This window comes from Algorimicrobium echini, from assembly GCF_900115185.1.
Classification (GTDB): Bacteria; Bacteroidota; Bacteroidia; order Flavobacteriales; family Flavobacteriaceae; genus Algorimicrobium; species Algorimicrobium echini.
Map to the genome: position 1 here is coordinate 759,296 of NZ_FOVN01000001.1, position 22,718 is coordinate 782,013.

Annotated in this window: 9 protein-coding genes; 7 read left to right on the plus strand and 2 right to left on the minus strand. The window is 33.5% G+C overall.

What is annotated here, in order from left to right; genetic code table 11:
• Positions 1-80 precede the first annotated feature (80 nt).
• Positions 81-1,091, minus strand: a complete 1,011-nt coding sequence (locus tag BM239_RS03485) for a virulence RhuM family protein (protein WP_092206237.1) — start codon at positions 1,089-1,091, stop codon at positions 81-83.
• A 3-nt stretch (positions 1,092-1,094) separates the two neighbouring features.
• Positions 1,095-2,675 carry a site-specific DNA-methyltransferase gene (locus BM239_RS03490; RefSeq protein WP_092206238.1) on the minus strand — a complete coding sequence of 527 codons (1,581 nt, stop codon included), beginning with the start codon at positions 2,673-2,675 and terminating at the stop codon, positions 1,095-1,097.
• A 198-nt stretch (positions 2,676-2,873) separates the two neighbouring features.
• Between BM239_RS03490 and BM239_RS03495 the strand changes: the two genes are divergently transcribed.
• The 7 genes from BM239_RS03495 to BM239_RS03525 all read left to right on the plus strand — a co-directional run bounded on the left by BM239_RS03495 (position 2,874) and on the right by BM239_RS03525 (position 22,706).
• Positions 2,874-3,209: a 7(1) septoil knot domain-containing protein gene (locus tag BM239_RS03495; RefSeq protein WP_092206239.1), complete on the plus strand. Its 336-nt coding sequence runs from the start codon at positions 2,874-2,876 to the stop codon at positions 3,207-3,209.
• A gap of 61 nt (positions 3,210-3,270) precedes the next feature.
• Complete coding sequence (locus tag BM239_RS03500; RefSeq protein ID WP_092206240.1) at positions 3,271-4,047, plus strand: patatin-like phospholipase family protein; 777 nt, start codon at positions 3,271-3,273, stop codon at positions 4,045-4,047.
• A 364-nt stretch (positions 4,048-4,411) separates the two neighbouring features.
• Positions 4,412-9,526 (plus strand): translocation/assembly module TamB domain-containing protein, encoded by a 5,115-nt coding sequence (locus BM239_RS03505; RefSeq protein WP_245758184.1) that lies wholly within the window; start codon positions 4,412-4,414, stop codon positions 9,524-9,526.
• 25 nt (positions 9,527-9,551) lie between these two features.
• Complete coding sequence (gene tamL / locus BM239_RS03510) at positions 9,552-11,834, plus strand: translocation and assembly module lipoprotein TamL (RefSeq protein ID WP_092206241.1); 2,283 nt, start codon at positions 9,552-9,554, stop codon at positions 11,832-11,834.
• A gap of 111 nt (positions 11,835-11,945) precedes the next feature.
• Positions 11,946-13,529, plus strand: coding sequence for a helix-turn-helix domain-containing protein (locus BM239_RS03515; RefSeq protein WP_092206242.1), 1,584 nt, complete (start codon positions 11,946-11,948; stop codon positions 13,527-13,529).
• Positions 13,529-14,701, plus strand: coding sequence for a tetratricopeptide repeat protein (locus BM239_RS03520; protein WP_092206243.1), 1,173 nt, complete (start codon positions 13,529-13,531; stop codon positions 14,699-14,701). The genes BM239_RS03515 and BM239_RS03520 overlap by 1 nt, the downstream gene beginning before the upstream one ends.
• A 151-nt stretch (positions 14,702-14,852) precedes the next feature.
• On the plus strand, positions 14,853-22,706 hold the full coding sequence (locus BM239_RS03525; protein ID WP_092206244.1) for a choice-of-anchor J domain-containing protein: 7,854 nt from the start codon (positions 14,853-14,855) through the stop codon (positions 22,704-22,706).
• The last annotated feature ends 12 nt before the right edge of the window (positions 22,707-22,718 follow it).

A 22,718-nucleotide genomic window follows, 5' to 3' on the forward strand; every position in this document is an offset into this window, starting at 1 on the left:
ATTTGTTTATGCACAAGAAATCCCCTTTTTTTGTGCACGTTATTTTTATATGTACAACAAAGTGCCATTTCTTGTGCACGTTATTTTTTGTTTAACTTCTTAAGTTCTTTGTCGAAATCAGAAATTATTTTTTGTGTCTTATTAAAAACATCATATTCTTTTATGGCTTTTTTATTTGCTTGAAGTTTTGATATTTTTCCTTTTCCTTGTAAAACTTTATAATCATTAAAGTTTAAAAACTTGTTTACACTTTCAGCTAATCCTGCCATTGTAAATGTGTTTTCTCTTTCAATTAAACCCTCAATATAATCAAAGTAAGAAGTGACTGTTCTTTCTAATTGCCTAATCTCTTTTTCTTTTAAGTAGTTTTTAGCAATAACAACATCTTGTTTTAAAACGCGACCATCAGGACTATTTTTCCAAGTAGTAAGCCCCATTTTAGGGTCTTTTTTATTGGCTTTAGTATAAATTATTTCTGCTGCCGTTTTACCTGTAATGGCAAAATGAAACTTATTCTGAATCATAGCATAAAAGTTTTTTGTAATTTCTGCATTCTTATCATAGTCAATACAACATTCAGCAAAAATATCGGTAACTTGTTGGTAAATTCTCCTTTCACTGGCTCTAATTGAGCGAACTCTTTGTAAAAGTTCTTTAAAATAGTCTTTGCCAAAAAGTGCATTACCTTGTTTCAATCTACCATCATCTAAAACAAAACCTTTTATAATGTATTCTTTTAAAGTTTGAGTAGCCCAAATTCTAAATTGTGTTGCTTTTGTAGAGTTTACACGATACCCAACTGAAATTATAGCATCTAGGTTATAATATTTTGTTTCTGTCTTTTGGGTTTTTCCTTTAATAGCACCATGTTGAGTGGTATGTTCCAAAATGGAACTAACCATTTTTTCTTCTAATTCACCAGATTCAAAAATATTAATTAAGTGTTTTGTTATTGCAGGCCTTTGTACACCAAACAACTCTGCTATGGCTTTTTGGGTTAACCAAACAGATTCATTTTGCAGTAAAACATCTACACGTACTTCTCCACTTGGTGCAGTATATAAAATAAATTTCTTTAAACTCTCTTCCATATCTTAAAATCTAGTTATATCTCTAGGTATCTTTTTAAATACTATGTTATACCTATCCATAATGCTTTGGTCTAGCAAACAATTATCTGCATAAATAATGTACTGACTGGCTTTGGTTTTAATAGACCTTAAAAAGCTTTCATTTAAAGTCGTGATACTGTCTTTTTGGTAATAAAAATAGTAAGCCGTATCATTTTTAGCGCCTAATAGATAATCTTCTTTAGGTTTGATAAAAGGGGTTTTAGCTTCACTATACCAAACATACTCTAGTATTTTATCTAGGGAAACTTCTTCATTTAAAAAACCAGTATCTAAAAATAACGGTTCTCCTAACTCATAGTATGTGAAATCTCCACCAGTACCTTCAACAGCTTTTTTATCTTCGCCATAACCATTTATGACTCGTTTTACGCGTTCTGCAGTAATGGTATTGGCATAGTCCTCCATTTCTACTAAAATGAATTTTCGGTTTCCGCCATCTTGTTGGTTGAGGTTTAAAACCGCATGAGCTGTGGTGCCTGAACCTGCAAAAGAGTCTAATATGATTGAGTTTTTATTCGAAGCAATTTTTAAAATTTTCTCAATAAATTTTGAAGGTTTTGGTGTTTTGAAAATATCTGAAGTCTTTAATTCAGAAAAAAGTTTTATCAACTCATATTTTGCATTTCTGTTGTGCCCAGTATCATCAATCTCCCACCATATATTTGATGGAACAATTCCAGATTGGTCTTTTAAAAAAGTTTTTTTTATAATTCTTGTTTCGTCTTCTGAAAAAACAACAACTTTGTCAATAATCATTTCTTCTACCTTTTCTTTGTTCCATCTCCATCCATTTTTCGGAGGTTTGATTATTAACCCTTTAGGACTAACTATATCATAGGTTAGATTTTTTCTTGGATTAGGTGAGGAAATATTACCTGAAAACCAAGGACCTCTAATGTCATTATCAGGATTCTTATAATGAGAATTGTTGTCTTCAGTTCTTTCTAATCGATATGAATTCCAATCTGATTTTTTCGAATAAACTAAAGTATGATTAAAATCTACTGAAAATTGTTTGGCATCGTTGTTTGATGAATCGGCTGACCTCCATATTAAATCAGTAATAAAATTTCCGATACCAAAAATCTCATCACAAATTAACTTCAAATGTGCTTGTTCATTATCATCAATCGAAATAAAGATAGCACCATCATCAGCTAACAGTTTGTGTAATAATTTAAGTCTAGGGTACATCATGCACAACCATTTGTCATGCCTGCTTAAATCTTCACTTTCTTTGCCTACTACTTGCCCTAACCACTTTTTTAGTTTGGGGTCACTAACATTATCATTATATACCCAACCTTCATTTCCTGTGTTGTAAGGTGGGTCTATATAGATGCATTTTACCTTACCTTCATATTCTGGTAATAAGCTTTTTAAGGCTTCTAGGTTATCACCATGTATAATTTTGTTTTGTGAAGTAGCAGTTTTACTCTCTTTACCATTAGAAAAGGTGTATTGCGGCTCTAATGTTTTATAGGGAACATCTTGATGATGGTTTATTACTTTTTCTTTTCCTATCCAGTTTAATGTTGGCATGTATACGTGGTTTGTTTTTGAGTATTGGATTTTCTCAAATTTAAACAAAGTAGCGGACTAATAAATTGTTTTAAAAAACTTTTGAAAAATAATTATTTTGGATGCTTTTTGAAGCTTTTATTTATTCACTTTTAATTAAGCCGTTTAAAACATCAACCAATTTTTTGTAAATTAAACCCTATTAAATTTAAGCACTTTATGAAAAACCTTATTTCTATACTACTCATTAGTTGCTTTGGATTCACCTGTGCTGCGCAAAAAATATTTTCGGTTCAATATGCCAATCAAGCAGATGTTAAAGTGTATGTTGTTGATTACGAAAATCAAGCGGATTTAAACGTTTATAAAGTTGAATATGCCAATCAAGCAGGGAAAAATAATGGCAAATGGTTTTTTACCGAATATAGTAATCAAGCAAAAAAGAAGATATATTATGTAGATTATCCAAACCAAGCTGCTCTCAAAATCTACTTTGTAGAATATGAAAATCAAGCTGGTTGGCGCCATAAAGCCAAACAGCATTTACTATATTAGTGGGCTATTTTTATTTGGGATTATGTGGTTTCAATTAATGATGAATTCTGATTTATAAGTAATGAAAAAAACAAATGCTATAGGACTTGTATTGTCTGGAGGTGGTTATAGAGGTATTGCACATATTGGCGTATTGAAAGCCATGGAAGAGTTAAATATTAAACCCGATTACATTTCGGGAACCAGTGCTGGAGCTATTGTAGGATCGTTATATGCTGCTGGTCATTCATGTGATAAAATTTTTGACTTTTTCTTACATACAGAATTGTTTACATATCATAATTACACTTTAAAAAAACCAGGGTTAATAGATGGCTCTAAAATAGAAAACGTATTAAAAATGTATTTTAAGGAGGATAGTTTTGAAGCTTTAAAAACACCCATGTATATTGCTACAACCGATTTAATCCATGCTAAAACACGTTACTTTAATTCAGGCTCAATTATAAAACCCATTATAGCTTCATCTTCTGTTCCTGGTGTTTTTTCACCAGTGGTTTTTAATGATTTTCTTTTATGCGATGGTGGTGTTACCAATAACTTTCCCGTGGAACCTTTATTAATTACATGTGATAAAATTATTGGTGTCTTTTTAAATTCGCTTTTAGAAACTTCAAAAGAAAAACTAACCTCTACCAAGTCTGTTTTAGAAAGAGCATACAAAATTACACGTGTTAACGCCTCTGAAAATAAATTTAAATCCTGTGATGTTTTTATTGCACCTAAAGAATTAGGTAAGCATGAAATTTTCTCGAAAACACATGCCAATGAAATTTTTGAAATGGGCTACCAAGAAGCAAAATTGAAGTTGTCTTCAGGTGATAAGAATTTTAAATAATTTATGTTTTTTTTTTGAATTAAATTAAGTTTCCTTCGCTTTCGTTATTATAGCCTTTAAGCGTTCCTTCCGTAAGACTTTTTCAGCCTTTTGCTTGTTAATTTTTTGCTTGATTAGTTTCGTATGCTTGGCCTTATTTTTCGTGTTTTTCTGTCCCTTTGGTTTAGGCATAATAGTGAGTTTATAAATCGTGTGAAATTAAATAAATAGCCTACTAAATTTCACCAATGATAGATAAAATAGTGCTAAAAAGTAGAATTTTAATTAAATTTCATTTCAATCTTATGTTTTACAGCTATTAATAATCGTTTTAAAGTACATTCAGAAGTATTAAAATAATAAATTTGTAACTCATAAAAATGGCTTGAAAGAAACGGAAAATAAAGACATACAACAACCTGCTGTTAAGAAAAAGAAAGGGTTTAGATTCTTAAAAATAATCGGGCGGATTATTTTAGGCATCCTCTTGCTGTTATTTTTGCTCATTCTGTTTGTTAGGAGTCCTTGGGGACAAGACATTATTGTTACCAAAGCCGTTTCTTTTCTAACTAATAAAACGAAAACTAAAGTAGCCGTTGAAAAACTATTTATCACCTTTGATGGCGATATTCAATTAGATGGCCTCTATCTGGAAGATACCAAAGGCGACACCCTTATTTACTCAAAATCCTTGGAAGCTAATGTGCCATTATGGGCTTTAATTCAAGGCAACGGTATTGGCGTGGACGGTTTGGAATGGGAAGGTGTACGCGCCAATATTACCCGTAAAGATACCATTCAAGGTTTTAATTTTCAGTTTCTAATTGATGCTTTTGCAACCCAAGATACCACCACTGTAAAAACCGATACCACCCAGGCTCCATTAAATATCATTCTTGGAAATCTTCGTTTTAAAAATTTTGATGTGGTTTATAACGATGCCGTAACTGGAATTGATAGTCGTTATAAAATTGGAAAATTGGTTGCAGATATGGATAAAACCGATTTGGAAACCATGACGTTTAATGCTTCGGAATTAGAACTAACCGATAGTCAAATTAAACTGTATCAAACACCCATTCCTAAAACACCCAATACCGAGTCGTCCACTTTACCAGTACTAACAGTAGATGAATTTACACTTAACAAGGTGTATGTGGATTACCAAAACCAAGCTGATTATATTGCTCTTACGGCAACCATTAACGACTTTTATGCGGAAGTACCTAATATTGATTTAGCCAATCAGCTTTTTGAAGTAGAAGAATTTCGTTTAAAAAATTCAAATATTAGCCTTAAAACAGAAACTGAAAATAATGCTATTACCGAAAAAGCTGAAGAAGTTTCTCAAGACATTGAGAAAGAAATTATTGCTTTTGAATGGCCAACTATACAACTCGAGATAGATGCTATTGATTTAGAAAACAACAGTTTTAGCTATTTTGTCAATAACGAAAAAAGTCAAGCAGGTGTTTTTAATTCCAATGCCATCCAATTAACTAATATCAATTTTCAAGCAAACACAGTTCTGCTAAAAGATAAAATGGCAGAATTAGATTTAGAAGAAGCGTCTTTTAAAGAAATTTCCGGTATCTACTTAAAAAATCTGCAATTCAATCTGAACGCTTCAGATAAAAAACTCAATCTATCAGATTTAAAGATAGCTTTAAATAACAATACCATACAAGGAAATATACAGTTGGATTATCCGTCTTTAGCCAATTTAATAAAAGTACCAGAGCTGTCTAAAGTGGCTTTAAACCTTCCGAGATTTAATCTTGCACTTCAGGACTTGTTTTTAATACAACCCAATTTAAAAGAAAACCAATACCTACAAGCGTTAAGTAAAAATCAAATTACGGGAACTATAAAAGCGAATGGTTATTTGTCCGATATTAATTTATCAAATATACAAGTCAATTGGAGTAACACTAAAATTTCAGCCAAAGGTAGCATTCAAAATGTAACCAATCCGGATGCATTAGCATTTGATATTCCCACTTTTTCAGCAGTTTCAAAGCGGTCTGATATTATAAAATTCATAGAAGAAGATAGTTTAGGAATTAGTCTCCCAAAAGATGTAAAATTAGCAGGAAACGCCACTGGAAACCTAAACGATATAACGGCTAAAGCAACATTAACAACCACTCAAGGTCTTGCTATGGTTGAAGGACGTTTTAAAAACAGTGAAACGCTAGAGTTTAATGCAGACCTAACAATTGAAGGCTATAAGCTGAATGAGTTACTTAAAAACGAACAATTAGGAGCTTTAAGTTTAAAAGTTACTACACAAGGAAAAGGTGATAACATTAATAATTTGGATGCTCAATTGGACGCTACGATTTCCAATTTTAAATATAATAATTACCATGTAAACGATTTAAAATTGGTTGGCAATATTAAAAACGGTAGCGGAACCATTACCTCTAATTACAAGGATAGAAACCTCAATACGGATTTACAAGCAACGGTTGTTTTAGACTCGATTGCACCAGAAGCCACTGTGGAGTTAAATATAGTTGGAGCGGATTTGCAAGCTTTGGGTCTTTTAGATAGAAATATTAAAACAGGCATGAAAATTTATGCCGATTTTAAAGGAAATAGCACCAATTTTGATTTGGCGGCTATTGTGGACGAAGGTGTTTTTGTGTACGACAATACGAGCTATTTATTAGGCGATTTAAATGCATTGGCTCATGTACGAAATGATACCACCTCGGTTTCTATAAAAAATAAGATGATAGATGTGTTGTTGGAATCTAATGCAGATCCAGGAACATGGGCAAAATCTTTAGAGAAACATATACTAAGTTATTTTTATCGCGACGAAATTATTTCAGATAGTATATCCAATCCAGTAAATTTAAAATTACGCGGAAAAATTAGTCAATCAGCTATTTTAAACGATGTTTTTTTAGTGAATGTTAAGGATTTAGACACCATTGATATTGCAGTCGATTTTAAAGAATCAGAGCGCAAACTTAAAGCCAATATAACAGCACCACATATTAATTATAGCGATTATGAGCTGGATAGTTTGGCGTTTTCTATGGATACAGATTTGGAAAAGTTTAAATTTAATCTAGGCTTTAATGAAATTATTGCAGGTCCTTTAAATATTCAAAAAACAGTTATTACTGGTAATCAAGCAAATAATGAATTATCGTTAGCGTTTAAAGCATTTCATGACCAGGAAATCATGGCGCAAGTATTTAGTAAAATAACAGGAAATAGTGAGGAATTGCGTTTTCATGTGCAAAGCGATAGCTTAATCTTAAATAAAAAATCTTGGAATATTCCCGAAGAAAATGAAATGCTTATCTATAATAACAAACTCGTTTTTAACGATTTTAAAATTAGTAAAGGCAACCAGTCTATAGAAATAACCGATAAAAAAGCAAATATTTCAAAAGATCACGTAGCTATTAATTTTAAAAACTTCAAATTGAGTGAATTTTTAAGCTACTTAAATCCAAATGATAAAATTGCTTCTGGAAATTTAAATGGCAATTTTATTCTTGAAGAACCATTTGAAGATACAGGTATTGTTGCGGATTTAGATATTTCTAAATTACAAGTTATGGATGTTAATTTAGGAACATTTACCGTAGATGCTAAGTCTTTAAATAACAATAGTTACGACTTTAATGCGAGCATGAAAGGTGGTGAGATAGATTTAGACTTAAAAGGTGATTATATTGCCAGTCAGTCTGGTGCCAGATTAGACCTAGACTTGGATATTAACCAGTTTAATATGAACGCCTTAAACGGTTTTTCTCAAGGCGAAATAACAGAAACAGCTGGAAGTTTTTCAGGTAATTTTAAATTGAATGGTACCACAAAAGAACCTAAATATTCTGGTCAATTAGAATTTAATAACGCTAATTTTAAGGTGGCCATGTTCAATTCGGCCTTTACATTAGAAAACGAAACCTTAAATGTTGATAATTCAGGCTTATCCATGACTGATTTTACCATTCAAGATGAAAATCAGAACACCTTTAGTATGTCTGGTAGCATAGGTACCAAAAACATGATTAATCCAACTTTTGATTTACAAGTTAACGCTAATGATTTTCAGGTTTTGAACGCCACAAAAGATGATAACGATTTTTTATATGGAAAAGCAAGTTTTGATGGAAGTGCCAAAATAACGGGCGACTTACAAGTACCTAAAATAGATATGGACATGACGGTAAGTTCAGATACCGATATTACTTATGTTTTACCATCAGCAACCGTTAATGTTGAAGAACGCGATGGTGTTGTTATTTTTGTAAATCGTGAAAATCCAGACGCTATTTTAACACGAACAAAAGAACAAACGGCAACTATAAAAGGTTTTGATATTTCGGCACTTTTAAAAATAGGAAAAGAAGCAACAGTCACCATTATTCTAGATGAAGAAACTGGCGATAATTTTAAAGTAGCTGGTCAAGGCGATTTTAATATGACCATGAACCCTAATGGAAACTTAAGACTTTCTGGTGTTTATGATGTTTCATCAGGTCATTATGAACTGAATTTGTATAAAATTGTAAACCGTAAATTTAATTTAGTTCCTGGTAGTCGTGTAACCTGGTCTGGCGATCCATTTGACGCAAAATTAGATGTTAAGGCAGTTTATGATGTTGAAGCATCTGCCTCATCATTAATGGCTCCCGTTTACTCTGGAAGTGATCCCGCTATTAAAGGAAAATTTAGACAAGTATTACCTTTTCTAGTATATTTAAATATTGACGGCCAACTTATGGAACCAGAAATAGCCTTTAGTTTAGATATGCCAGAAGATGAACAAGGTGCAATTGGCGGTCAGGTTTATGGTAGAATACAACAATTAAATAATCAAGAAGACGAATTAAATAGACAAGTTTTTTCGCTTTTAGTATTGAATAGGTTTTATCCAGATCCAGGAAGTGATGGAAGTTCTGGTGGTGTAGCTTCCATAGCGCGCGATAATTTAAATGATGCCGTTGCAGACCAACTCAATATGTTTTCCGATAAATTATTAGGAAAGTCTGGTTTTGAGTTAGATTTTGGTCTGAATAGTTATACGGACTATCAAGGTACATCTCCGCAACAGCGTACACAATTGGATATTGCAGCTCAAAAAAAATTGTTTGATGACCGTTTAATTGTACGTGTTGGTAGTGAGGTAGATATTGAAGGAAGTAGTTCAACTGGCGAGGAAACACCAATAATTGGTAATGTTAGTATTGAATATTTACTTACAGAAAGTGGCCGATATAGATTAAAAGGTTTTAGTCGAAATGAATTTGAAAACGTTATTGATGGTCAAACGGTAGTTAGTGGTATTGCTTTAATTTTTACACAAGAATTTAACCAATATAATGAGCTTTGGGACGCTTTGTTTAAGTCGGAAACTGAAAAAGAAAAAGCAGAAAAAGCAAAAAAAGAGGCCGAAGAAAAAGCGGCTAAAGAAAAAAGAAAGAAAAAAGAAGCGGCTACCAATAAAAGTATTGAAGAGAAAAAGAATTAAAAAAGTGCTATAAAATCAATTCAATTTGAAACAGTATCAACTATTTAAATATATCTGTAGTCTTCTAGTTTTAGGAGTTTTTTACTCGTGTAGTATAACCAAGCATATTCCTGAGGATGAGCGTTTATACACAGGCGCTAGTATTACTATAGAATCTGATAGTATTATTAGAAATGAAGCTGGTTTAAAGTCAGAATTAGAAACAGTTTTAAGGCCAGAACCAAATTCTAAATTTTTGGGCATGCATCTTGGGCTTTACTATTACTACAAAAATCAGAAAGAAAATCCAGGTTTTATTAATCGTTGGCTGTACAAACAAATAGGTCAAGAGCCCGTATATCAATCGGATGTTGAAACGTATGAAATTGAAGATTTACTATTAAACCGTTTGGAAAACAGAGGCTTCTTCTATAGTCGCGCTACTTCAGCTTTTACTGAAACGGAAAATAAGGCGTCATTAAATTATACTTTAACAGTTCCAAAACCATACAGAATGGCCAGTTATAAAATGGATTCTATGCCAGTAAGTATTCATGAAACTATGAAAGCATTGGTAGCGGAATCACCTTTTGAAAACGGCATGCGTTTCGATTTAAATAGTATGAAATTAGAGCGTCAGCGTTTAGATAAAGAACTTAAGGCAAAAGGTTATTTTAATTTTAACAATAGTTTTTTAATTTTTGAAGCAGATACCAATCAATACAATAACAAAAGCTTCGATTTATTTTTAAAACTAAAAAATGAAGTGCCTAAAAAAAGTTTGATTCCCTATAAAATTTCAAAAGTCAACGTCTATCCTAATTATGAAGTTTCCGATTCGGTTTCTATAACACCAAACCGTTTTAACGAGAAAAATTACATTCAAAAAGAAACGTTTTTCAAACCTAAATATTTAGATCCATTCATTGTTTTTCATGAAGGTGCGTATTATAATCCAGATGATTCTCGTAATACGGCTAGACGTCTTTCCACCATTGGTGCGTATAAATATGTTAATATTCAGTACAAAGAATTGGATACTTTGGCAGATGATAATTTAGGGCTTTTGGAAGCTAATATATATTTGTCTCCATTAAATAAACGAGCGCTTAAAGCCGAGTTACAAGTGGTTACTAAATCTAATAGTTTTGCAGGTCCAGCTCTAACAGTAACTTTAAGTAATAGAAATTTGTTTGGTGGTGGAGAAACGTTTAATATAACACCAAAAGTAGGGTATGAGAAACAATTAGGTGGTGGTCAAAACTCCGGAAATAGCAGCTTGGAATTGGGTCTACAAAATGAACTTATTTTTCCAAGAGTTCTGTTTCCTATTAAAATAAAAGACAATTTTTTTAAGTACGCCATTCCTAAAACAAAAACCTCATTAAGTATAGATTATTTAAATAGAAGCGATTTATACGCGCTATTATCCGGAACGGCTTTATTTGGCTACTCTTGGGATGCTAATAAATATGTAACCCACGAAATAAACCCCATATCTGTAAGTTATACTGAGCTTTTAAAAACAACACCAGAATTCGAGGATATTTTGAATAATGATCCTTTTTTAAGGCGAAGTTTTGAGCAGCAATTTATTGCAGGTTTAACCTATGGTTTTACCTTTAATGAAATGCTAAATGCTCAAAAAAAGCATCAATTCTTTTTTAACTTCACCTTTGATATTGCAGGAAATACCATAAGTTTATTTGGAAAGGACCAAGGAGCAGAAAACCCGAAAACATTTTTAGGCTTTGAATATGCGCAATATGCTAAAGCAGATATAGATTTTCATTATCATTTCAATTTTGGAAAAGAACAGGTTATTGCAGCCAGACTATTTGGCGGTTATGGATTAGCGTACGGAAATTCCGATGTTATACCATTTGTAAAGCAGTATTATTCGGGAGGTCCATATAGTGTTCGTGCTTTCAATATTAGGTCGTTGGGTCCAGGAACTTATAATCCAGATTCTGATACTACAGATGGTGATTTTGTTTTTGACAAAACAGGAAATATTAGGTTAGAAGCCAATTTAGAATATCGTTTTCCTATTGTGTCTTTTTTAAAAGGAGCTGTTTTTGCTGATGCTGGTAATATTTGGAATTCTAAAGAAAACCCTATTTATAATGGTAAAGATAAATTTGGTAGTGATTTTATTAGTGAGTTAGGTATGGGAGCGGGAATTGGTTTACGCGTAGATATTCAAAGTTTTGTAATACGTTTTGATTTGGCTGCTCCATTTCATGATCCTGCCTTACCTAAAGGAGAGCGCTTTAATTTTGATGTTGGGTCACCTATTTTAAATTTCGCCATTGGATATCCGTTTTAATGGCTTTGAATTTTTTAATAATAAGTCAATATTCGATTTCTATTACCTGATAAAAACTATATTTGTAATACTAGTACTATTTTATTTAAAAGCTTAAATTAAAATTTAATAATGAAGTACTGTTTTACACATGTTTGTAAACAAACAGTTTTAATTATTATACTGGTTTCATTGGCAAACACAGTAAGTTTATTTGCGCAAAAAAATGATTTAATTATAAAAGCGCAAGAGCTGTTATACTCCAATCCGGATGAAGCCATAAAAATAGGTGAACATATTTTAAAAACAACAGCAAACCCAGAGAGTAAAATACGGCCAAATTTATTATTAACACGAGGTTATCTAGTTAAAGGAGATTATGATAAAGCAGTAACTTTTGCTTTTAATAGCGCCAATAACCTTCCAAATATAAGTCTGCCAACACGTATTGAAATAAATTTAATTAAATCTGAAGTTCTCCGGAAACTTTATTTGGATAAACAAGCCAAAAAGTATTTACAATTGGCCACAGATTTAATAGTAAGTTTGCCAGATAATACCAGAAAAGATAGCTTAAACACTCATATAGCTATAGAGCAAATAAAAATGCTATTGGATAGGCGAAAAAATGAAGAAGCCTTGCAGACTATTCAAGACGTTCAAAATACTTATAAAACGTTTTTAAGCACAAACAAACTAGAGCAACGCGAACTTTATTTAGCTAAAGAACGTGCTTTTAGCGATTTAACAAAGTTTGATTCAGCAGTTGTTTATATGAATAAAACATTGGTTTTATTAGATTCCACACTTCCTAATAACTTATATAAAAAAGCAGAAATTTATAAAGAATTAGGAAATTTATATTTACAACAAAAAGCATTTAAAGATAGCGAAGAAACCTTGTTTATAGCCTTAAGGTTTTCCGAAATAATAAATAACCCCATTTTGTTAATGCAGGTAAATAGGGATTTGGCAATTAATTATTTAGCTACCAATCAAAAAAATCAGCATAAAGTATATAATGATGAGTTTTTAGTTCTTAACACCCAAGTAGAGTTAAACGAACAAAATGCCATAAATACAGTATTTAATATGCTCTCTAAATATGAAGACATAAAAATTGAGCAAGCAGAAAACAAGTATACCAACGCCCTTTATATATTGTTATCCGGCGGATTAATTGTTTTTGTAATTGGGCTTTTAATAGTATTAAAAAGTGAGGGTAGAAAAAAGCGTTTAAAAGAAATTATAAATTATCTTGAAGTTAGCAGAACCAATTTTATAAAATCCAAACCTAACAAAAAAACAACTAGCAAACGCATTGCAATACCCGAAGAAACCGAGCAAGCCATACTCTCTAAATTGAAGCGATTTGAAAACTCGCAAAAATTTTTAAATAAAGATATGTCATTAGCCGTATTAGCAGGAAAGTTTGAAACAAATACCAAATATCTATCAGAGATTATCAACAAACACTACAATGATAATTTTAATACTTTTATAAATAAGCTACGTATAAATTACATCATTGAAAAGCTAAAAACCGATCCGAATTATATGAATTATAAAATTAGCTTTTTGGCAGAGGAAAGCGGCTTTTCTTCACATAGTAGTTTTGCTACAGTTTTTAAAGCTATCATAGGTATGTCTCCAGCAACATTTATAAATTTATTGAAAACGGAACGCGCAGAAATTAAATCTAAAAGTGATACGTAATGAGGTTTAGTTTCACATATATAATCCTTTTTCTTGTTGGTGTTATTAAATTTAACACAGTCTTGGCTGGTAACTTGCAAAATAGTCAACAAATAGATAGTCTGATTACCGCAAGAATGAATGATATTTATGAAAACCCAGACCAATCAATTGCGTATGGATTATCTGTTTATCAAGATTCTAAAACCTCTAACGTTTTAAAAATACGTGCTTTAATGTTAATGTCGTTAGGGTATACGTCAAAAAGAGATTATCAAAAAGCACTCAAATACATCATTAAAGCAAACGAACTATCAAGTGATTCAGATAGTCAAACTTTAAAAACACGTATTTTATTTAGCACTGGAATTCTGTATCAACAGCTTAAAATATACGATAAGTCCATAGAGTATATGGAAAAAATTGAACAGGTTTCTTTAATGCCATCATTACGGGATTCAATAGATATACAAATAACCTTGGCTAATAGTTATATTGTTAAAGGCTTTATTTACAAAGACAACCTGAATTGTGATATTGCTTTGGAGTATTTTGATAAAGGAGTACGAGAGTATGAAAAATTTAATACAGCAAAACACAATGCTAATTTAAGTATCATTTATTACAACAAAGGAAATTGCTATATCTTATTATCTGAATATGGTAATGCTAAAAATAGCTTTAACAGATCTATTGGGTTGGCCAAATTAGATAAAGCAAACAGTTTAATTTCTTTTGCTCAAAAAGGTTTAGCAGAAGTGTATACCCTTGAAGGAAATTACCAAGATGCTATAAATTTACTTCAAAAAGCATTGGAAACATCAAAAAATGTTGGCGATTTAGTTCTCAATTTGGGGATTTATAAAGGGCTTTTTGAAAACTATTTGGCACTCAATCAATGGGATGAATACCAAAAATATTATGATTTATATTTAAAAACCCAATTAGCTGTAAAAATTTCAGAACGCAACTCGGTAAGCGATTCTATTGATGAGAATTCCAAACTACAAAATGAAAAAATTACGGTCATTCAAAACCAATTTCAAAACCGTTTAAAATGGATAATTGTTACCGTATTTATTATAGGAATGATAGTTGTTTTACTTGAAATAAAGAGTAGAAAAAGAATAAAAATTCTGCAAAAAACCGTGGAAAAAACACAAAATCTTAAATCTAACCTTGAAATGAAATAATAATTTTTCAGTCTTATAAAAGTCTGTAAATCAAGTTTTTATTTTGTTTTTGTGCTTTCAAATTTCGGTAAATATCAAAGACAAAGTCTATTTTTTATTATATGTAACATCTATATTAGTCATTCAAATTACTAACTGAAATTGTTACAACATGAGAAATAAGTTACAAATAGCTGTAGCAAAGAGTCTTTTCTTTTCTTCAAAAATTCATGATAATTTTTATGCAAAGCCTTTTAAAAAAGCTACCCAAAGCAAGGTTTTAATTTCCGGATTTTTACTTACCATATTCTTACTTGTTTCAAGTAAAAATTTTGCACAAGTAAATGAAACGTTCGAATCTGGTATTCCAGCAACCTGGTCTTTATTTGGAAACAGTGCAGCAACCACAAGTTGGGGTGCAACAACCGATGGTTTTTTAGGCTCTAATGCTGTTTCGGTAAATCCAAGTAGTGATAATATTGGTGATCAAAACACTGCACAATACTTCTTAGTAACACCACAATTTGCTGTTCCTGAAAATGGTGAAATTCATTTTTTTACCAAACAGGCTAGTGATATAGATAATGGTGCTGAATACCAAATTCGTATTTCTACAGCTGCTCAACCAGATATTAATGGGTTTAACATTGTTTTACAATCCTATACCGAAACAAATTTAAATGTTGGTTCTCAAACAACTTATGAAGAAAAAGTAATTGAGTTACCGCCATCTATACCACAAGGCCTAGATATTTATATTGCTTTTGTTGCTGTAAATACTCAAAATGGAGCAACCCCTACAGGCGATGAATGGTTTATTGATAATGTCTCTATTTTAGAGGGTTGTATTGAAATTGAAGATGATAGCGTGACTATTGATAACATTACTGTTGAAGGCGCTGAAGTTACTTGGTCTCACCCTACTGCAAGTAATTTTGAAATTCAAGTTTTTCCATCAGGAGGAACGCCTGCAGGTGCGGGAATTCCTGTATCGGCAACAAATTACACGTTAAACGGACTTGATGAAGATACAGAATTTGATATTTATATTCGTGCGGTTTGTGACAATGCAACTATTAGCCAATGGTCAGGTCCTTACACGTTTCAAACGCTAAAGTTTGGTTTGTCTTGTGATGCACCCATAGTTGTTCCAGATATTTCAGCCACACCTTATATATTAGCTGATAATTTAGCAAATTACTCCAATCCAGATTTAACCTACACAACGCAAGGAACAAATTGTGTTACTGGTAACTCCAACACGAACTATTTGCGTGGCGACAAAATATTTTTATCCTACACAGCTCCATCTGATGGATTGGTTACATTAACACAAACAACTTTTAATGGTGGAAATAGCACAAATAATTGCTTCAATTCAAGAAGCTCTTTATTTGTTTACGATAGTTGTAATGATGTTGGTGTTAATTGTATCGCAGGTATAACTACAAGTAATGGTTTTGATCCAAAAACCATTTCCAATTTATTGGTGCAAGCAGGCGAAACCTATATTATTGTTGTGTCTTCTGAACTATCACAAGGTGCTGGTATTTGTTTTGAACTAGAAATATCAAGCCCTACTTGTGCACCTCCTGGTGATATAATTTTTAACAGTCTTACAGAAAATAGCGTTAGCTTCTCATGGGACAATATTGGTGGTTTTGCTGATTCTTGGGAATATATGGTTGTTCCTGCTGGAGCCGGTGAGCCAACTGGATCTGGAACACCTACTAATACAAATGTTGATAACACTATTAATACAGGGTTGTCTCCAGCTACAACTTACGATTTTTACGTGCGTGCAGTGTGTAGTGGAACACCAGGTACTTGGAGCGATCCTTTTACCTTTACAACACAATGTACCGTTTTTAATACACCCTATTCAACCGATTTTTCAAATGCTACTAACGAAAACCCAGAACCTTGTTGGACTACAATTGATGCAGATGGCGACGGAAATTCATGGGGATTTATAGGTGGTTATGCAACCGTTCGCTCAGATATATCCCGTTTTCAGAACAATGATTTTTATGTGTCTCCTCAAATTAATTTTGACGCTACACCAAAACGTGTTCGTTTCAAACACAGAGCAACACAAGGTATTGCAACTTATAGTTTAAAACTTTCCACAACAGGTGTTGGAGTGGATGATTTTACAACCGTATTGCTTTCAAATAGAACTATAAACAACAACAGTTTTCAAGAGACCATTGTAGATATTCCAGAAGGTATTACCGGAAATGTGAATATAGCTTGGATTGTAGAGCCAAATACAACGGAAACCGCTTTAAGAGTAGCTATTGACGATATTTTTATAGAAGACAAACCAACCTGTCCAGATCCGTCAGATTTATTTACATTAAATATAACCACAAATTCTGCTTGGTTATTTTGGACGCCTGGAGATGAAGAAACACAATGGGAAGTAGCTATTCAAGACGAAGGTACGGGAGTTCCAACAGGAAATGGAATTTTAGTAAGCAGTAATTTTCCATATATGGCAACAGGTTTAGATTCTGGAAATCGTTATGAATTTTATGTAAGAGCCTATTGCGCTGCTGATGACCAAAGTGAATGGATTGGTCCATTGGCATTTACAACACTTTGTGAGTCGTATGATACACCATTTTTTGAAAGTTTTAACGATGATGATGACGATACTCAAAAGTATTGTTGGAAGATTACCGATGCTAATAATGACGGCACGCAGTGGGTAATAGATGAAAACAAGGCTCTTTTAGAAACACCTCCGTTCTCACCTGCAAGTAGCTACAACGATTATTTAATTTCTCCAGCAATTAATTTAGATGGAAACGTTAAAGAATTAAAATATAAATATAGAGCTCAATTCTCATTCTTTACTGGCCCACCAAGATATGGTCTTGAGGTGTTAATGTCAACCACTAACACAAATCCAGGGAGTTTTACAGTCATAGAACCATTAGAAGTATTTACTAATACAGGTTATATTGAAAAATCTATCATTTTAGAAGGAACAGGTACCATTTACATTGCCTTTAGAGTACCACCAAGTTTAACAGGCGGTGTTTCAATTTTAAATATTGATGATGTAAGTATTACAGATGCTCCAGCATGTCCTAATCCGTCAGATCTGATTGTAAATTCAGTCCTTGCCGATGGTGCTGATATTTCTTGGAGTGCTGGTTATCAAGAAGCCTCTTGGAACGTGGTAGTACAACCAGCAGGTACTGGAACACCTACTGGTTCAGGCGTTCAAGTATCATCACCAAATTATATGGCAACTGGTTTAGATTCTGAAACAGACTATGAAGTGTATATTCAAGCTGCTTGCGGTACAGAAAATAGCGACTGGATTGGACCTGTTAATTTTACAACGCTTTGTACGGCATTTACTGCGCCATTTGTAGAAACTTTTAATTCAGATTCAAGTTCTGAAATTTGCTGGCAAGTTGTAAATGATAATGGTGATTTAGAAACGTGGGAACTAGATAGTGCTGCATTTCCTTATGAAGGGGATCAAGCAGCCGCCATGTTTACCGGAACCAATGGTAGAAATGAAGATTGGTTAATTTCACCAACCATTACCATTACTGAAAACCAAAGACTTCGGTATTATTATCGTGTTTTCGATAGCTTTTTTACGGAAGATTTAGAAGTTTTATTATCTACCAACGGAACAGGTCTGGATCAATTTACAACGGTACTTTATGATACCGATGACGACACAGAAATACTCAATAATGTTGAGTATCGCGTTAAAACAATTAATTTACCAGCAGGAATTACAGGCGATATTAATATTGCTTTTCACGTACCATTCTTCCCAAGTACAGCACCTTACAGAGGACAAACTCTTGTAATAGATAACGTGAATATTGAAGATATTCCAGCATGTCCTGAACCTACAAATATAACATTAAGTAATATTTCAGATACGCAAGTTCAAGTAAATTGGGACGCCAATGGTTCGGAAACAGAATGGGAAATTTCAGTACAACCATCAGGAACACCAGCACCAGAAGGTGATACAGATCCTAGTTATTTGTACACTGCGGATACCAATCCTTTTACAGTAACAGGACTTTCAGCTTCCACAGCTTACGATGTTTATGTAAGAGCCGTTTGTAGCGGAAATGATGGAGCATGGACAGGTCCAGCTGAAGTCACCACATTGTGTAGTTTTGAAAATCTTTGTCAATATACTTTTGTTTTAACCAGTGATTCAGATATTTCATCTTCTTTAGATTTAACGCAAAACAATCAGGTCGTACAGTCCTTCCCTTTTAGCGGACAAACAGGCGAAGAATTTCAAGTATTTTTATGTTCTGGTATCCAGTTTTCATTGTATTTCCAAACTCTAGGTTCGTTTGCACCACAGTATGCTAATTATCAGTTTGAAATTAGAAATGATCAAGGAGATACTATTTATACTAGTCCACTTGGTTTAACACCAAGAAGAACCGTTTATGAAGGTACTTCAACTTGCGGAACCACTTCTTGCCCACAGCCTACAGATTTAGCTGTTAGTGAAACGTCTGTTTTCTCGTGGAGCCCAGGAGGTACAGAAACGCAATGGGAAGTGGCTGTTCAGCCCTTTGAAAATGGAACACTTCCACAATCAGGAACTATAGTTTCTACTAACTCTTACACGCCAACCGCAGCAGACTTTAATGACCCTAACGTAGCTACGTATGAGTATTTTGTTAGAGCCGTATGTGGTTCAGGAGATGAAAGTTTCTGGTCTGGACCTTTTGAGTTTGTGAGAAATGATGATGTTACTAACGCTATAACATTGCCAATAAATAGTGATGAGGTTTGTTCAACAGCAGGTACTAATGTTTCGTTTATAAATGCTACAGCTTCATCAGAAGCTATGACTTGCACAGGAACTAATGCTGGTGATGTCTGGTTTGACTTTACAGCAGAATCTTTAATTCATATTATCGAGATAAATAGTTTTAACGGACTATTACGGGAAAATAATGGAGACACACCGTATCCTGATATTATTATGACATTGTATAAAGATAATGGTGGTGTTTTAGAAGAGTTAACGTGCAGTTATGATAATGTTGTTTTAGCGATGAACGCTTCAGAGTTAGTAGTTGGTGATAATTATAAACTGCGTCTTACATTAAACGGAACAGAGCCAAACGCATATAGATTTAATGTTTGTATTAAAACACCAACAGATTTATGTGATTTCAATTTAGCTGTAAATGGTGGTTTTGAAGCACCTGTGTTAAGTGGTTTAAGTGGTGTAAATACAATTATCACTATGCAGGTTGTACCAGGATGGAGACAGAATTTAGACTCTTCCAATTCCGTATTCTTATGGGAATCATTAAATGCACCTGGATTAACTCCATTTGAAGGTGGTCAGTTTGTACAAATATTAACAGATCAAGGAACAACAATAGATCCTAATGATCCAGATGTTAAAGGGTATTACAGAGATTTTGATACCTCTGAAATTACTTTAATGGAATATAGTTTTGCTCACTATGCTAGATTTGATGGGAATGCCATTGAATTATTGGCTGGACCTCCAGGTGGCCCTTACACGCCAGTAACCTTGCATTTTGGAGACGCAGCTTGGCAAGTTGTTTCTGGTGACTATAATGTTCCAGACGGACAAGATACTACACGCTTTATTTTTAGAGCCAATGGAACAGATAATATTGGAAATTGCTTGGATGCTGTAAGTTTTGAGGTAAATAATGACCTTATCACAGAATCTTCCGAGGTTGATTGTAATAACCCTACTGCAACTGTTGAAGCTAATGGTGTTGGTACTTGGATTGCAGATGAAAATAATCCAAGTGTGGTAACTATTGCAGATGCCACCAGCAATAATACCTCAATTTCTGGATTCGTTCAACCAGGCACTTACACATTCACTTGGAAAACAAGTTACTGTGAGAACACTCTAGAATTAACATATAATGGTATTGGTGATTTACCAACAGTTGAAACACCAGTAACCTATTGTTTAAACGCCACAGCTAGTCCGCTAACAGCTACAGCTACCGGAACTTATACATTGTTATGGTTTACACAGGCTACAGGTGGAACTGGTAGCACCACTGCACCAACACCTGATACGTCAATAGCAGCAACAACATCTTATTTCGTTGCCAATGTGGATGAAAATGGTTGTGAAGGTCCACGTGCTGAAATAATAGTTGAAGTTAATGACGCCATCACACCAGAACTTACGTTTAGTTATGACAATACTTGCGAAGTGGCAACGGATAATCCAATGCCAACTTTATCAACAGGTTTTGCAACAGGAGGAATCTTCTCTTCTGCTACTGTAACAGTTGATGCTTCTTCAGGTGAAATAGACATGGCATCTGCAACAGCAGGTTCACATGATATTCTTTATACATTCAATGGTGATCCAGCTAGTTGCTTAATTGCAGGAACATATACAGCTACAATTACTTTTACTGCAGCAACAGTACCAGTGACAACCTTTGACTATGGTACTACGCCATTCTGCTTATTAAATGGTACTACTGTTTTACCAACATTAGGAACTGGTTTTACAACAGGCGGTACTTTTAGTTCAACAACTATAACTGTTGATGCTGTAACTGGTGAATTAGATTTAACATCAGCAACAGTAGGGATGCATGATATTACCTATACTATTGCTGCAGAGCCAACAAGTTGTTTACAAGAAGGAATGACAACAGCAACTATAGAAGTTGTTGAAACCATAATTCCTGAAACCATGTTTACTTACAATCAAGACACTTATTGTTCCGATAACGCCAACATTTCACCTGTTTTGGGGACTAACTTTACAACAGGAGGAACATTTAGTGCAGGAGCAGGTTTATCTATCAATGCAACAACAGGAGAAATTAATATTTCTGCAAGTACCGCTGGAAACTATACAGTGACTTATAGCATTTTAGAAGATTTAACCAATTGTATTGAAGCTAGTTCAAGCACATTTAGCTTAACAATATCAGCAACTATTACTCCAGTTACAACTTTTGATTATGGAACAACACCATTTTGTTTATTAAATGGTTCTTCTGTAACGCCAACGTTGACTGCTGGATTTACTTCAGGAGGAACATTTAGTTCAGCAACAGTTACCGTTGATGCCGTTACCGGTGAAGTTGATTTGTCTTCGGCTACAACAGGTATGCATACCATAACCTATACGCTCAATGCAGATCCTACAACCTGCACACTTGCAGGAACATCATCTTCAACGATTGAGGTTGTTGAAGTAAATACATCCATTACAGATTTTACCTATTCTGAAGATTTATACTGTTCTGACAGTCCAAACGTGTTACCAAATTTAGCGGCTGGATTTACAACAGGTGGAACATTTAGTGCTGAAACGGGCTTGTCTATTAATTCAAGTACTGGAGAAATAAATGTGTCCGCCAGTTCATTCGGAAATTACACAATTGTATATGAAGTAATTGAAAATACAACCAGTTGTACTGAAGGTAGTATAAGTATGTTTGATATAACCATTATAGATACCGTAGATGTTTCTGTAGAAGGCGATTGTAATGGTCCAGACTATGTATTAACAGCCAGCCCAATAAATAATTCTTTTAATCCTGATGATGTAACGTATACGTGGATGGATGCTAATGGAAATGTGGTAGGTCAAAACTCAAATGAATTCAATGTAACTAATTACGCTAGCCAGACGAACAATTTTACGGTGCCAGCTCAATTTTCAGTAACCGTTGAATTTGGTAGTTGTTCTACTGTAACAACCTTTACAGCTGAACGATCTTCCTGTAAAGATATTCCAAGAGGTATTTCGCCAGACGGAAACGGTAAAAATGATACGTTCGATTTAACAGGATATGGCGTAACCAAAATGGAAATATTTAGTAGAAATGGCCGTAAAGTATTTGATTTTACTGGTAACTACACGAATCAATGGTATGGTCAGTCCAATAAAGGAAATGATTTGCCAGATGGAACCTATTTCTATAGCATTCAAAAAGAGGATGGCACCAATGCAACAGGTTGGGTATTTATAAATAGAGCACAATAATCATACATGAGA

Excerpts from the sequence above, each read along its gene's own strand:
- BM239_RS03515 (WP_092206242.1), top strand. The coding sequence starts at position 11,946 with ATGAAGTACTGTTTTACACATGTTTGTAAACAAACAGTTTTAATTATT.
- BM239_RS03500 (WP_092206240.1), top strand. The coding sequence starts at position 3,271 with ATGAAAAAAACAAATGCTATAGGACTTGTATTGTCTGGAGGTGGTTAT.
- BM239_RS03525 (WP_092206244.1), top strand. The coding sequence starts at position 14,853 with ATGAGAAATAAGTTACAAATAGCTGTAGCAAAGAGTCTTTTCTTTTCT.
- BM239_RS03520 (WP_092206243.1), top strand. The coding sequence starts at position 13,529 with ATGAGGTTTAGTTTCACATATATAATCCTTTTTCTTGTTGGTGTTATT.
- BM239_RS03490 (WP_092206238.1), bottom strand. The coding sequence starts at position 2,675 with ATGCCAACATTAAACTGGATAGGAAAAGAAAAAGTAATAAACCATCAT.
- BM239_RS03495 (WP_092206239.1), top strand. The coding sequence starts at position 2,874 with ATGAAAAACCTTATTTCTATACTACTCATTAGTTGCTTTGGATTCACC.
- BM239_RS03485 (WP_092206237.1), bottom strand. The coding sequence starts at position 1,091 with ATGGAAGAGAGTTTAAAGAAATTTATTTTATATACTGCACCAAGTGGA.